Consider the following 11,898-nt stretch of genomic DNA (forward strand, 5'->3'; position numbering starts at 1 on the left):
AGCCGATGATCCAGGCGGGCAACTCGCCGATCGAGGCGTACACGATGTGTACCGGGCCCCGCGGCGTTCCCGTGCCCCGCCCCCTCGGGGAGCGGGGCACGGCCGTGGAATCAGGGCGTCAGCGGCGGACGGGGCCCCTCGGCCCCACGGGGGCCCTGGGGGGCGTCCTCGCGGATGACCTCGCCCTGGACCACCTTTCCGTCCGGCCGGCGGATACGGGCCTGCTGGAAGGCGTCCTGGAGGCTGCCGGGAGGCGCGGCGCTCATCCGGCGCTCGACGGCCCTCTCCGCGTACCGCCCGAGGAACGAGCGGACCTGCGGGATCAGCAGCAGCAGGCCGGCCGCGTCCGAGAGCAGGCCGGGGATCATCAGGAACAGGCCGCCGAGCATCAGGAAGCCGTTGCGGTCGTCCGCGCCGGCCCGGTCGGCGGGCGAGGGCGCCTCGCCGGCCCGCGCGGCCGCCTGGGCCTGCTGGAAGGTCGAGGTGAGGTTGCGGAAGGCGCGGCGGCCCGCCCGCTTCATGACGGCGGCGCCGAGCACGGCACCGCCGACGAGCAGGGCGAGGACGGTCAGTCCGCCCGCCACGTCCGCCACCACCGTGAGCAGCCAGATCTCCAGGACCAGCCAGGCGGCGGCGCCGAGCGGAAGGAACGTACGCGCGCGTGAGCGCTTGGGGGCGGGAGGAGGCGTTGCGCCGGTCGTCATGGACCCCAGTGTGCCTGGCGCCCCGCCGGAACGTCGTAAAGGAAGGATCAGTGCGGAAGGAGCCGTACGGACGTCAGGAGGGCTTGCGGCCGAGCAGCTTGCCGACCTTCTCCGCACGCGCCGTCAGGCCCCAGCCGGTGACCCGCCACAGCGCCTCGACGACGATGTTGCGGCTCATCTTCGAGTCGCCGACCTCGCGCTCCACGAAGGTGATCGGGACCTCGACCACGTGGAAGCCGGCGGCGACCGCGCGGCGGGCCAGGTCGACCTGGAAGCAGTAGCCCGCCGAGGCCACGTCCTCCAGGCCCAGGCCCTCCAGGGTCTCCTTGCGGAAGGCCCGGTAGCCGCCGGTGACGTCGCGGATCGGCACGTCGAGCATCACGCGCGAGTAGAGGCTGCCGCCCCGGGAGATGAACTCGCGGGACTTCGGCCAGTTCACGATCCGGCCGCCCGGCACCCAGCGGGAGCCGAGGACCAGGTCCGCGCCCTTGAGGGCGGTGAGCAGGCGCGGGAGCTCCTCGGGCTGGTGGGAGCCGTCGGCGTCCATCTCGACGAGGACGCCGTAGCCGTGCTCGATGCCCCACCGGAAGCCGGCGAGGTAGGCGGCGCCGAGCCCCTCCTTGCCCTTGCGGTGCAGGACGTGCACGTGGTCGTCCTCGGACGCGATCTCGTCCGCGAACTTCCCCGTTCCGTCGGGGCTGTTGTCGTCCGCGACGAGAACGTGCGCCTCGGGTACGGCTTCCCGCACCCGCGCCACGATCGGCTTGATGTTCTCCGCCTCGTTGTAGGTCGGAATGATCACCAAGGCCTTGCCGAGCGGGCCGTAACGCCTCTGGCCACCGTCGTTCACTACTGCCCCTTCGGATACATACGCAGGACCCCACCATAGCGAGGTCCCCGGCGTGCTCCGGCGCGGCGGGTCGAGTGACCCGGGTGACAGACCGGACGGAAGGGGCCCCCTCGAGGCGGGGGGCGTGCGGTGCGGGGCCCGGCGTCCTTCGGTCCGACCTGGGATCCGCTGGCTGCGGGTCGACCGAGAGCCGTTGTCTACTGAACGTCCGGGCCCCACCCGGGTCGCACCTTCCGCCGGGGAGGCCTTCCTCGCGGCCGAGGCGCGGGCGGCGTTCGGCTACGGCGTGGGGGCGGTCCGGTCGGACGTCCTGTGGTGGACGCGGTGAACCTACCCGCCCCCGGCGGGCGACTGTCAACACCCGCTTGACCTGCGGAGACCCTTCAAAAGGCCAGGCCGGAGGGGAGAATCCGCAGGTCGGGGACAGGGGTGCGGAACGGCGGCCAGGGTCCGAAATATCCCCGTATCAGTCGTTCGGCCGTACGAACACCGTCTGCCCGTACACCACCGTCCGCAGACAGACGGGGAGATCGACACCGGGGGACAGATCGGGCAGACCGGGCGTTCCGGAGCGCGGGTCGGTGGACCAGCGGGCGACCCGGTCGTCGGGCGCCTGGACGACGAGCTCCTCGGTGCGCCAGACCGCGTAGTCGGCGGGGGCGCCGGGGACCAGCGTCCCCGCGTCGTCCCGGCCGACGGCCCGCCAGCCGCCCCTGGTGTGGGCGGTGAAGGCGGCCCGGGCGGAGATCCGGTGCTCGGGGGTCCGGTGGAAGGCGGCGGCCCGGACGGTGCCCCACGGGTCGAGCGGGGTGACCGGGCTGTCGGAGCCGAACGCCAGCGGCACCCCGGCGCGCAGCAGCGCGGCGTACGGGTTGAGGGTGCGGGCCCGCTCGGCGCCCAGCCGGTCGGCGTACATGCCCTCCTCGCCGCCCCAGAGGGCGTCGAAGGCGGGCTGGACGGAGGCGGTGAGTCCCAGCTCGGCGAAGGCGGCGATCGTCTCGGGGGTGAGCATCTCGACGTGCTCGACGCGGTGCCGGGCGGCCCGGATCCGGGCCAGGCCGAGCTTCTCGGCGGCGGCCCTGACGCCCTCGACGACCGCGGTCACCGCCGCGTCCCCGATGGCGTGGAAACCGGCCTGGAGGCCCGCCTCGGTGCAGGCGACGACGTGCAGGGCGATGGCGGCCGCGTCCAGGTGGGCCGAGCCGCTGTGCCCGGCGTGGTCGGCGTACGGCTCGTGGAGGCAGGCCGTGTGGGAGCCGAGGGAGCCGTCGGCGAACAGGTCGCCGGCCGCGCCGAGGGCGCCCAGGGCCCTCGCCCGCTCGACGTCGAGGTCGGCCCAGTAGCCCACGACCCGCGGCCCGGCCTCCTCGCGCGCGAGGTCCAGAAGCCCGGTGAAGTCCTCCTCGGAGGAGATCTGCGGACCGCCGCACTCGTGCAGGGTGCCGATGCCGAGGGAGGCGGCCCGCAGCCGGGCGGCGCGCTGCGCCTCGGTGCGCTGGAGCGGGGAGACGGCGGCGAACGCGGCCGCGCGCACGGCGTGGTGGGCGTCGCCGGTGAGCGGGCGCTGCCCGTCGTGGAAGCCGTCCAGGTCCCGGACGCCGGGCACGAGGTCGAGGAGGGCGGTCGTGACGACGGCCGAGTGGACGTCGATCCGGGTCAGGTAGAGCGGGCGGCCGCCGGTGAGCCCGTCGAGCTCGGCGCGGGTGAGCGGGCGGCGCTCGGGCCAGCGGGAGGCGTCCCAGCCGTGGCCGACGAGGATGCGGTCCTCGGGGCGGGCGGCGGCGTGCGCCCGGATCAGCTCCGCGGCCTCGGCGAGCGAGGCGGCGGAGGACAGGTCGAGTCCCGTGAGGGCGAACCCGGTGGCGGTGGTGTGCACGTGCGCGTCGACGAACGCCGGGGTGACGAGCGCGCCCTCCAGGTCGACGACCTCGTCCACGCCGGACGCGAAGGCGTCGGCCGCGCCCTCCGAGCCCACCCAGGCGACGTGGCCGCGCTCCACCACCATGGCGGTGGCGAAGGGGTCGGCGGGGCTGTGGACTTCTCCACCGCGCAGCAGCACGGTGCGGTGGTCGCCGGGAGACGCGGGAGGCATGGACTCGCTCATGCGACAAGGCTAGGACCTGCCTGGACCCGGTTTGTCCGGCAGGTCCCCCTCGGCCCGCCCTGCGCGTCAGATGCGCGGGGGCCTGGCCTCGTACGGCGTGGACAGGACGACGGTCGTGCGGCTGGAGACCCCGGCCTGGGAGCGGATGCGGGTGAGCAGGTGCTCCAGCTCCAGCGGGGTGGCGACGCGGACCTTGAGGATGTAGTTCTCGTCGCCCGCGACGCTGTGGCAGGCCTCGATCTCCGGGATGTCGGCGAGCCGGTCGGGGGTGTCGTCGGGGGCGCTGGGGTCGAAGGGTTTGACCGAGATGAACGCGGTGAGCGGCAGGCCCACGGCCTCCGGGTCGACGACGGCGGCGTAGCCGCGGATGACCCCGCGCTGCTCCAGCCGGCGGACGCGCTGATGCACCGCCGACGTGGACAGGCCCGTGGCCTTGCCCAGGTCGGTGTAGCTCATGCGCCCGTCCTTGACGAGCAACTCCACGATCTGACGATCCAGCTCCTCCATGCGGTGACCCTATTGCTCCGCAGGGTCGGGGGCACAGCCGGGGGCGGCCCGTATGGGGCGCTATGGGCTGTCACGCGGCACCTGCGACAGGCATGTGACGAACGCCACAGGTTTGCGCCCGGCCTGAGGTGCCGCCTCGCGGTTATGCGGAGTTCCGCATGGGAAGTGCTTGCTGTGGTCGAGGCCGCACAGATCCGGCCGACCCAGCCGAGGGGGAGATTCCCAATGCAGGAGCCTGTTGATTCGGTCGACACGTCCGACGAGCTCGACGCGTACGACACCTTTGAGATGTTCCGGGTCGTCTGCCCGGAGTGCGTGCAGCCCATCGCGCTGCTCGCGGACGAGGACGCGCTGCCGGAGCACGCGCTCTGCCCGTCGCCGTGGAACCCCTTCGTCCTGACGGTCTGCCCGGGCACGGGCCTCCCGGCCACCGACGCCCGCCCCGCCGACGACGTCCTGGGGGTCCAGGAGCAGGACACCGCACTGCTCCTGACGCTCCCCCAGGGACTCGACTGGCGCACGCAGCCCTTCTCGCACGTCGGCGGTCCGGGCTCGCGCCCGATCCGGGTGCCGCAGATGCGGCGCGCGGCCTGAGCCGGCCGGCTACCAGTAGCTTCCCCGCACCATCGCCGCGAGCGTGGCGTGGTGCAGGATCAGGCCGTCGGGGTCACCGGGCACCTCGACCTCGCCGAAGTGGGCCTGGCGGTACGCGATCCTGAGCATCACGATCGCGTGCCGCAGCGCCGCGTAGAGCGTGTGGAACTCCATGTCGCGCGGGGTGTGGCCGGTCAGTTCCGCATACCGCCGTTCGACCGCGTCGCGCCGCAGGAAGTCGGGCAGCCCCGGCTGGCCGAAGCCGACGGTCAGGTCCTGGAAGAAGCGGTGCAGGTAGACGGTCCAGCCGAGGTCGACCTCGCGGGGGACGTACGCCGCCATCTCCCAGTCGAGGACGGCGGCGGGCGTGAATCCGTCGTAGACGATGTTCCCGATGCGCGCGTCGCCCCAGCCGAGGACGGCGGGGCCCTCGTCGGCCGGCCAGAGTTCCTCGAGCCGGTCGAAGGCCGACTCGATGAGTGGTGAGGGCGCGAACCCCTCCACGACCCATGCGTAGTAGGCGCGTTGGGCGTCGACGTGCCGGCGCAACGGGCTCCCGGTGCCTTCGGGCAGCAGGAACTCGGCCTCCTTCGCGGGGAACTGGTCGTGCAGCCTGGCCAGTACGGAGACGGACTCGGCCTCCAGGCGGTCGCGTTCGGCGTCCGTGGCGGCGTGCAGCCAGTTCCCCTCGTACGTGTAGGGCATGACGTCCGGCGGGACGCGGCCCTCGGCGCGGGCCATCACGAAGAAGGGCGCACCGAGCGGCTCCGGGTCCTCCTCCAGCCAGAGCACGCGCGGCACGGGGACGTCGGTGTGCTCGCCGACGAGGCGCATCACCCGGTGCTGGCGCGCCATGTCGTAGACGGGGAAGACGGTGTACGCGGCGGGGTCGGCGGCGAGCCGCAGGGCGCAGCCGCGCACGGGGGCGTCCGGGTGGTCGAGGTCGAAGAGCAGGGTCTCGCTGGACATGCCGTTGGATCCGGGGACCGTGAGGCCGGTGGCCCTGGCGCCGGGCAGCTGCCGGTCCAGCCAGGCGGTGAGCCGCCGGCCGAGCTCCTCGGGGTCGCGGGTGGTGGTGCGGGGACGCGGGGCGGTGGCCAAGGGACGCTCCTCAGATCGCGGTTGGCGTGTGGTCGGCGAAGCCGCTGGGGTCGTGGCGGCCGAAGGAGCCGTGCTCGAAGATGCCGTGGCCGGTGCGGCCGTCGAGGGTGAAGCGGGCGGCGTGGTCGGTGACGCCGTAGGCGGCCACGGGGTGGGCGGCGGGGTCGGAGAGGTCGTAGACGCGGCGGTCGGTCCAGCCGCGGCCCTGCCAGGTCCCGTGCTGCCAGTCGGTGGCGGGCGGGTAGCCGGCGCCGACGGCGAGCGGGGAGGAGGCGAGGATCTCGACGCCGATCTCCAGGGGTTTTCCGGCCGGGTCGGTGAGGTGGACGGTGGCCCGCTCGGGGTGGCGGGTGCCGGGGCGGTACGTGATCTCGGTGCGGGGCCAGCCGAGCTGGGTGTCGCGGTGGCCGTTCCGCACGAGCAGGGCCTCGTTGAGGGTGCGGTAGCCGTCGGCGTCCTCCTGGGCGATGACCATGAGGAAGCGGTCCTCGAAGCGCATCGGGATCCAGAGCCAGTGGAAGCCCTCGGGGCGGAACTCGGCGGCGCGGCCGGGTTCCTCGCCGGGGAGGGGGCGGACGCCCCAGCTGCGGTCGCGGGTGCCGGTCCACTCCCCCGCCGTGACGGTGAACTCCTCGCCGCCGGCCCTGAGGGTGCCCTCGCAGTGTCCGGCCTGGACGAAGCGGCGGCCTTCGAGGGTGAGCCGGCCGCCGTGGCGCTGGGTGTGGTGGGGCTCCCAGACGGCGGGGAAGTCGCCGGTCCAGGTGAGGTCGAAGGAGAGCCCGTCCGGGTCGTCGGGGTCGGCCGCGCAGTGCAGGGAGAGGCGTCGGAGGGGTTCGTCGACGGTGATGGCCAGCGGGCCGACGGAGAGGTTCATCCGGTCGTCGCCGAGGGCGTCGGAGGCGCGGACGGCGTGCAGCCGGTCGCCGGTGCGCAGGGTGGCGTAGGCGTCGACGACCCCGGTGTTGGGGTAGACGCCGAGACCGGCGATGAGCAGGGCCCGCCCGGCGTGGTCGAAGACGTGGAAGATGCACCGGTCGTAGGCGTTCCGGTCGCCGCTGACGTGGTGCTTCATCGAGAGCGGTGCCTGGTGCACGGGGTATTCGTCGAGCGCGACGGGCCGGTCGTCGTCCACGGCTGACCTCCTGAGCGGCGAGTGGGATCTGACGGTACGTCAGCTCTCGTCCGGGAGGCCAGAGTCGTGCACCGGGTACCGGGCGAACTGCCGCTCGAATCCGCTCGGCGGTGACCCCGGCCGCCGGGGCGCGTTGGTCCGGGCATGACCACGCTGTACGACACTCCCAGCGGTTACGGTCGGCACCGGCAGGCCGAACCGCGCGGTGAAGAATCGGTTCCTCAGTCGCCGTCGACGGAGCCGACACCGCCCCCGGCCCCGGCTCCCGCCCCGGCGCCCGCGTTCGCCCCGGCGCCCGCGTTCGCCCCGGCGCCCGCGCCGACCCCCGCGCCCGTCCCGGTCCCCGTACCGATGCAGGGACAGGCGCAGCCTCAGGTGAAGCCGCAGGTGAAGCCCCCCGTCCCCGCCGACCCGCCCATCTACCGGGACGTGCTCTCCCTCTGGGCCAGCCAGGGTCGCACCCTGCCCGGCCACCGCGACCAGGAGTGGACCAGGCTCGCCGCCGGACCGGTCTGGGCGGACCGCACCGTACGCGTCAGCGGGACTCTGGTCCGACCAGGTGACGGGCGATGACCACGCGCTGGATCTGATTGGTCCCCTCCACGATCTGGAGCATCTTCGCCTCGCGCAGATACCGCTCCACGGGGAAGTCCGCCGTGTAGCCGTAGCCGCCGAGCACCTGCACCGCGTCCGTCGTGACCCGCATGGCGGCGTCCGTGCAGAAGAGCTTGGCCATCGCCGCGAGCCTGCCGAAGGGCCGCCCCTCGTCCCGGAGCCGCGCCGCCTCCAGGTACAGCGCCCGGCCCGCCTCGATCCGGGTCGCCATGTCGGCGAGCAGGAAGCGGAGCCCCTGGAAGTCGGCGATCGGCCGGCCGAACTGGCGGCGCTCCCTCGCGTACGCGACGGCCTCGTCCAGGGCCGCCTGGGCCAGCCCCACGGCACAGGCGGCGATGCCGAGCCGCCCCGCGTCCAGGGCGTCCAGGGCGATCGCGAAGCCCTGCCCTTCCCCGCCCAGCCTCCGGTCGTCGGCGACCCGCACCCCGTCGAAGTGGAGCTGCGCGGTCGGAGAGCCCTTCATGCCCATCTTCCGCTCGGGAGGGGCGGCGCCCAGCCCCGGCGCGTCCCCCGGCACCAGGAAGGCCGTGATGCCGCGCGCGCCCGGCCCGCCGGTACGGGCCATGACCGTGTAGAAGTCCGCGATCCCGCCGTGGGTGATCCAGGCCTTGGTGCCGTCGAGGACCCAGTCCCCGCCGTCCCGGACGGCGCGGGTCCGCAGGGCCGCCGCGTCCGATCCGGCGGAGGGTTCGGAGAGGCAGTACGCGCCGAGGAGACCGCCGCCCAGCATCCCGGGCAGGTGCGCGGCCCGCTGCTCGTCGGTGCCGTGGCCGGCGAGCGCGTGGCAGGCCAGGGTGTGGACGCTCACGCCGAGCCCGACGGTGAGCCGGGCGGCGGCGAGCTCCTCCAGGACCTGGAGGTAGACCTCGTACGGCTGACCGCCCCCGCCGTGCTCGGGGTCGTACGGCAGTCCGAGCAGCCCGGAGCGGGAGAGCAGCGTGAACAGCCCGCGCGGGAAGAGGCCGGCGGCCTCCTCCTCGGCGGCGCGCGGGGCGATCTCCCGCCGGGCGATGTCACGCACCAGGGAGAGCAGTTCCCGGGCCTCGTCGGTGGGCAGCCGGCGTTCCACGCCGTCCGCGGTGCTGTCGGTCATGGCCGGACGCTCCTCCCTGCCGGGCGCGCGGGCGCGCGCGGAGTGCCGAGATCGCGGGGAGTATGCCCGTTCCGGCCCGGAGGATCACACGGACGCCGGGGATGCACACGGTTGCCGGGGAGGCCGCGCGGACGCCCGTAAGCCGTGACCGCCCTACATGAGGCCCGCCCGGGTGACGAGGACGGCGAGCAGGACGACCAGGGTCCAGCCGAGGACGTGCTCCAGGATCTTGGGGCCGTCGTCGCGGGGGCCGCCCGTCCGTGCGCGGACGAGGAGGCGGGAGTGGGTGGTGGAGGTCATGCCGACCACCTTGCGACACCCGGGCGGTCCGGGGGTAGAGACGTCGGTCACGCCCCCCGGGGCCGCCGGGGCGCGTCAGACGATGCCGAGGGTCTCCAGTGCCTTGCGCTGGGCGGCCGAGGGGCGCTCGGGGAAGTAGAGGTAGCAGACCCCTCCTGTGCCGGACACCACTTTGCCGCTCGCGTTGTAGCGCTTGGTGCGGAGCCAGATGTTCTCCAAATGGGAGGGCGTCGCTTACCACGCGGCGCTCTCCCGCACAAACATGCAGGTCAGAGGCACGGACCGCGCGAGGCAAATCGAGCGCAGACGCGCTGGTGCTGACCTGGTGCTGACTTCCGCTGGCGTCCGTTCCGGCCCGTTCGGGTGCGTCGTGCTGGATCGGTGCTGCCTCCGGGGCCCTCGTCGCCCGGCAGACCTCCACCCGCTTGGTGCGGCCGTCTTTCCGCACTACCGTCCTCGCGAGCAGCTGAAGCAAGCGTAGAGGAATCGTTTATGAGTGAGCCGATGTGGGACGTCAAGGCGCTTGCCGCCTATCTCGGGAAGCCCACTTCTTGGGTGTACGACAACCACCTCAGGGAAGAGCTGCCGAGCTTCCGCGTAGGCCAACAGCTTCTGCTCTCTCCGATGGAGGTCCGGAAATGGCTAGAAGATCGTTGCCGAATGGCCGCGCAAACGTGAAGCACAAGCGGGCGGGACATCAAAGGCCTCGCAGGAGTTCAGCAAGCACTGGGGCTCGGTCACAGGTCGCGCGGGAAATTTCAATGAGCGAGGCTGTGACCTACTTACTGAAATCTTCCCTGGGGCGGTTCGAGTGCAGCGGTTGCTTCAATGTCCGGCGATCGCAGTGTCCAGCTGATCCCCTGACAGCGAGGCGCCGGGTCAGCGTTTGACGCGGTTACGGACGGCCAGGACCGCCAGACCCAGAAGGACGGGCTCGGTGACGCGGGACGCCATCTCAATATAGGTGCCGGCGGTGGTCAGGTCTTGTCCAGAGGAGCGGAACAAAACTGAGTTGAGCGTGACGTTCATTGCCTTCTCGAAGCGCTCGCCGGTGAACTTGTTTCCAGTGGGGTTCTGGGGATCAACCTTGTCGATCTCAAAGGTGACCTTGCCACCGCCGGGCGGTACAGTGCCGGTCGCTTCCTGCTTCGGGTTGTCTTTTGGCAGTCCGAAGCCCATGAGTAGCACAATGGTGACGATCATGGCGGCAGCTAGCCAGCCCAGGGCCCTAGAGGCGCGCAGGCCATAGCCGGACAGCATCCAGTAGCTGTGCAGCAGTCCACGTTCGGCTCGGGTAGTGCTGGTACTTTCGTGGCGGCGCATCTCCATCTCGCCGTAGTAGAAGTCCGCCGCTCCTGGTTCGTTCTTGCTGTCCTCGAATGCCTTGCGCAGTGCCCGGTATACGGGTGCCAGTTGAGCGGGCCCGACATTTCCGGCGCCGAACACCGCCACGTTCCAGCCCCGCACCGCTCTTGCCTGGCTCGCACGCCAGCGGTGTTCTTCAGCAAGAGTGCGGCGTTGAGTGAACCGTATAGGGAGCCAGTGCCGCCAATGCGTGCCAGGAGGGACTGTGTCGAAGGTGCAGGTGCCTTCCAGCCGCACCTGGTCCAAGTGGACGGTCCCAGCGAACAGGCACTGCGACAGGTCGATGTCGGCAAGGACCAGATGGGCACCATCCACTCCGCGCAACGACGCCATCCGCACTGTGGCGTCCGGCGCGTCAGCAAGAGCTTCTTCCTCCACCGGCTGTCCGTCGGGGAGCACGAAGGGATCAGCCTCCGCGGCGATCGTGAGGGGGTATTCGAAAACCGCGTGGGCGAAGTTGACCGTGCTGTAGCGCAGACGCAACTCAGCCGTTGACGACCAGCGAGTTCGCAAGCACTCTAGGCGACGCGCGGCGAACGACAGCTTCGCCGGGCCGCTGAACGTCGCCTCGGACAGAACGAACCGTCCGGCGCATACCAAAGGTCCGAGGGTGACTAACCGCTCGAAGGCCGCTTCCTCGAACCAAGCGTCGCTCTCGAAGACTGCCGACCGGAACCCGGCATCCCCCTGGAAAGCCGACCACCCGAATGAGGCGTGCCCCTCGAAGGTTGCCGCGGAGAAGTGGGCAGTGCCCTGAAAGATCGCCCGCACGAAGAACGCGCCGGCTTGGAAGGTTGCCGAGTCGAACTGGGCGAGGTGCTCGAAGGTCGCCGAGACGAACGTGGTTTTACCCCTGAAGGTCGCCGAGTCGAACCACGCCAGGTCATGGAAGGTCGCCGAGTCGAACACGGCATGGCCCTGGAAGCTCACCGCATCGAAATGGGCGTAGCCCTGGAAACTCGCTGACGTGAACCGAGCAAGGCCCTGGAAGCTTGCCGAATCGAACCATGCAAGGCCTTGGAAGCTTGCCGAGTCGAACCACGCGTGCCCCTGGAAGGTCGTCCCCACAAACCGAGCATCGCCTTGGAAGGTAGCCGAGTCGAACCGGGCTTCGCCGACCCGGGGGTATTCGGTGGCAGGGTCGAGGAGAGCACCGAGGAGGGCATCAAGAAGGCGTTCGGTGAAGGGCGTGCCACGATGGTCGATGTCGGCGCCGGGTGTCAGGCCGTTGAGATACAGGTTGCGGTCAGCGTCGGTCAGGTGGGCAAGGCATACGGCGTGACCAGGTACATGGATGCCCCGGCAGCCGACCGGGTCCTCCGGGTCATTGCCGTGGCCGCAGTGCGGCCAGTCAGGTGGAGCTAGGGACGGCTCGGTGCTTGGGTATGGCATACCCGAAGGACGATCGAGCGCGTTCGATGGTTGCCGAACTTGCCACCGGACTCTCAGGACTTCCCTGTCCCAGCCGTAACTTCCTTACCGATTCTGATCCCGAAAATCTGGCTACCCACGCCGCTGAGCCGTTGCAGGAGA

General features: G+C 71.6%; 13 protein-coding genes and 1 pseudogene. 4 read left to right on the top strand and 10 right to left on the bottom strand.

Annotation, left to right across the window (positions count from 1 at the left end; translation table 11 throughout):
- Positions 1–110: 110 nt before the first annotated feature.
- Together fxsA and ABZ318_RS23200 are read right to left on the bottom strand one after the other, a co-directional pair.
- Entirely contained in the window at positions 111–704 is a 594-nt protein-coding gene (gene fxsA / locus ABZ318_RS23195) for an FxsA family membrane protein (protein ID WP_356904383.1), read from the bottom strand.
- 73 nt (positions 705–777) lie between these two features.
- Entirely contained in the window at positions 778–1,554 is a 777-nt protein-coding gene (locus ABZ318_RS23200) for a polyprenol monophosphomannose synthase (protein WP_030691310.1), read from the bottom strand.
- A 193-nt stretch (positions 1,555–1,747) separates the two neighbouring features.
- Between ABZ318_RS23200 and ABZ318_RS23205 the strand changes: the two genes are divergently transcribed.
- Positions 1,748–1,882 carry a hypothetical protein gene (locus tag ABZ318_RS23205; protein ID WP_356904384.1) on the top strand — a complete coding sequence of 45 codons (135 nt, stop codon included), beginning with the start codon at positions 1,748–1,750 and terminating at the stop codon, positions 1,880–1,882.
- 138 nt (positions 1,883–2,020) lie between these two features.
- Here ABZ318_RS23205 and ABZ318_RS23210 read toward each other — a convergent pair whose 3' ends face one another.
- Positions 2,021–3,658, bottom strand: a complete 1,638-nt coding sequence (locus ABZ318_RS23210; protein ID WP_356904385.1) for an amidohydrolase — start codon at positions 3,656–3,658, stop codon at positions 2,021–2,023.
- Between the two features lie 66 nt (positions 3,659–3,724).
- Positions 3,725–4,165, bottom strand: coding sequence for an Lrp/AsnC family transcriptional regulator (locus ABZ318_RS23215; RefSeq protein WP_030691308.1), 441 nt, complete (start codon positions 4,163–4,165; stop codon positions 3,725–3,727).
- 225 nt (positions 4,166–4,390) lie between these two features.
- On the opposite strand from ABZ318_RS23215, the gene ABZ318_RS23220 reads away from it, so the two are divergent.
- Positions 4,391–4,759: a hypothetical protein gene (locus ABZ318_RS23220; protein WP_356904386.1), complete on the top strand. Its 369-nt coding sequence runs from the start codon at positions 4,391–4,393 to the stop codon at positions 4,757–4,759.
- 9 nt (positions 4,760–4,768) lie between these two features.
- Here ABZ318_RS23220 and ABZ318_RS23225 read toward each other — a convergent pair whose 3' ends face one another.
- Together ABZ318_RS23225 and ABZ318_RS23230 are read right to left on the bottom strand one after the other, a co-directional pair.
- A complete protein-coding gene (locus ABZ318_RS23225; RefSeq protein WP_356904387.1) occupies positions 4,769–5,860 on the bottom strand; it encodes a phosphotransferase family protein in 1,092 nt (363 codons plus the stop codon).
- Positions 5,861–5,870: 10 nt separating this feature from the next.
- Complete coding sequence (locus ABZ318_RS23230; RefSeq protein ID WP_356904403.1) at positions 5,871–6,932, bottom strand: hypothetical protein; 1,062 nt, start codon at positions 6,930–6,932, stop codon at positions 5,871–5,873.
- A gap of 204 nt (positions 6,933–7,136) precedes the next feature.
- Between ABZ318_RS23230 and ABZ318_RS23235 the strand changes: the two genes are divergently transcribed.
- Positions 7,137–7,565 (top strand): hypothetical protein, encoded by a 429-nt coding sequence (locus ABZ318_RS23235; protein ID WP_356904388.1) that lies wholly within the window; start codon positions 7,137–7,139, stop codon positions 7,563–7,565.
- On the opposite strand, the gene ABZ318_RS23240 is transcribed toward ABZ318_RS23235, so the two are convergent.
- The 3 genes and pseudogenes from ABZ318_RS23240 to ABZ318_RS23250 form a co-directional block, all read right to left on the bottom strand.
- Positions 7,528–8,700, bottom strand: coding sequence for an acyl-CoA dehydrogenase family protein (locus ABZ318_RS23240; protein WP_356904389.1), 1,173 nt, complete (start codon positions 8,698–8,700; stop codon positions 7,528–7,530). The two genes, ABZ318_RS23235 and ABZ318_RS23240, sit on opposite strands and share 38 nt — an antisense overlap.
- A gap of 153 nt (positions 8,701–8,853) precedes the next feature.
- Entirely contained in the window at positions 8,854–9,000 is a 147-nt protein-coding gene (locus tag ABZ318_RS23245) for an SCO1431 family membrane protein (protein ID WP_356904390.1), read from the bottom strand.
- A 75-nt stretch (positions 9,001–9,075) separates the two neighbouring features.
- Positions 9,076–9,216 (bottom strand): annotated as a pseudogene (locus ABZ318_RS23250) (peptidase C39 family protein); the annotation flags it as partial.
- A gap of 276 nt (positions 9,217–9,492) precedes the next feature.
- Between ABZ318_RS23250 and ABZ318_RS23255 the strand changes: the two are divergent.
- On the top strand, positions 9,493–9,678 hold the full coding sequence (locus ABZ318_RS23255) for a helix-turn-helix domain-containing protein (RefSeq protein ID WP_356904391.1): 186 nt from the start codon (positions 9,493–9,495) through the stop codon (positions 9,676–9,678).
- Between the two features lie 201 nt (positions 9,679–9,879).
- Here ABZ318_RS23255 and ABZ318_RS23260 read toward each other — a convergent pair whose 3' ends face one another.
- On the bottom strand, positions 9,880–11,757 hold the full coding sequence (locus tag ABZ318_RS23260; protein ID WP_356904392.1) for a pentapeptide repeat-containing protein: 1,878 nt from the start codon (positions 11,755–11,757) through the stop codon (positions 9,880–9,882).
- Positions 11,758–11,898: the final 141 nt, after the last annotated feature.

The organism is Streptomyces sp. NPDC006197, from assembly GCF_040613865.1.
Lineage (GTDB): Bacteria > Actinomycetota > Actinomycetes > Streptomycetales > Streptomycetaceae > Streptomyces.

Bases quoted from the DNA above. Each gene is read 5' to 3' on its own strand.
- fxsA (WP_356904383.1), bottom strand. From the start codon at position 704: ATGACGACCGGCGCAACGCCTCCTCCCGCCCCCAAGCGCTCACGCGCG.
- ABZ318_RS23210 (WP_356904385.1), bottom strand. From the start codon at position 3,658: ATGAGCGAGTCCATGCCTCCCGCGTCTCCCGGCGACCACCGCACCGTG.
- ABZ318_RS23215 (WP_030691308.1), bottom strand. From the start codon at position 4,165: ATGGAGGAGCTGGATCGTCAGATCGTGGAGTTGCTCGTCAAGGACGGG.
- ABZ318_RS23220 (WP_356904386.1), top strand. From the start codon at position 4,391: ATGCAGGAGCCTGTTGATTCGGTCGACACGTCCGACGAGCTCGACGCG.
- ABZ318_RS23230 (WP_356904403.1), bottom strand. From the start codon at position 6,932: ATGAAGCACCACGTCAGCGGCGACCGGAACGCCTACGACCGGTGCATC.
- ABZ318_RS23235 (WP_356904388.1), top strand. From the start codon at position 7,137: ATGACCACGCTGTACGACACTCCCAGCGGTTACGGTCGGCACCGGCAG.
- ABZ318_RS23240 (WP_356904389.1), bottom strand. From the start codon at position 8,700: ATGACCGACAGCACCGCGGACGGCGTGGAACGCCGGCTGCCCACCGAC.
- ABZ318_RS23245 (WP_356904390.1), bottom strand. From the start codon at position 9,000: ATGACCTCCACCACCCACTCCCGCCTCCTCGTCCGCGCACGGACGGGC.
- ABZ318_RS23255 (WP_356904391.1), top strand. From the start codon at position 9,493: ATGAGTGAGCCGATGTGGGACGTCAAGGCGCTTGCCGCCTATCTCGGG.
- ABZ318_RS23260 (WP_356904392.1), bottom strand. From the start codon at position 11,757: ATGCCATACCCAAGCACCGAGCCGTCCCTAGCTCCACCTGACTGGCCG.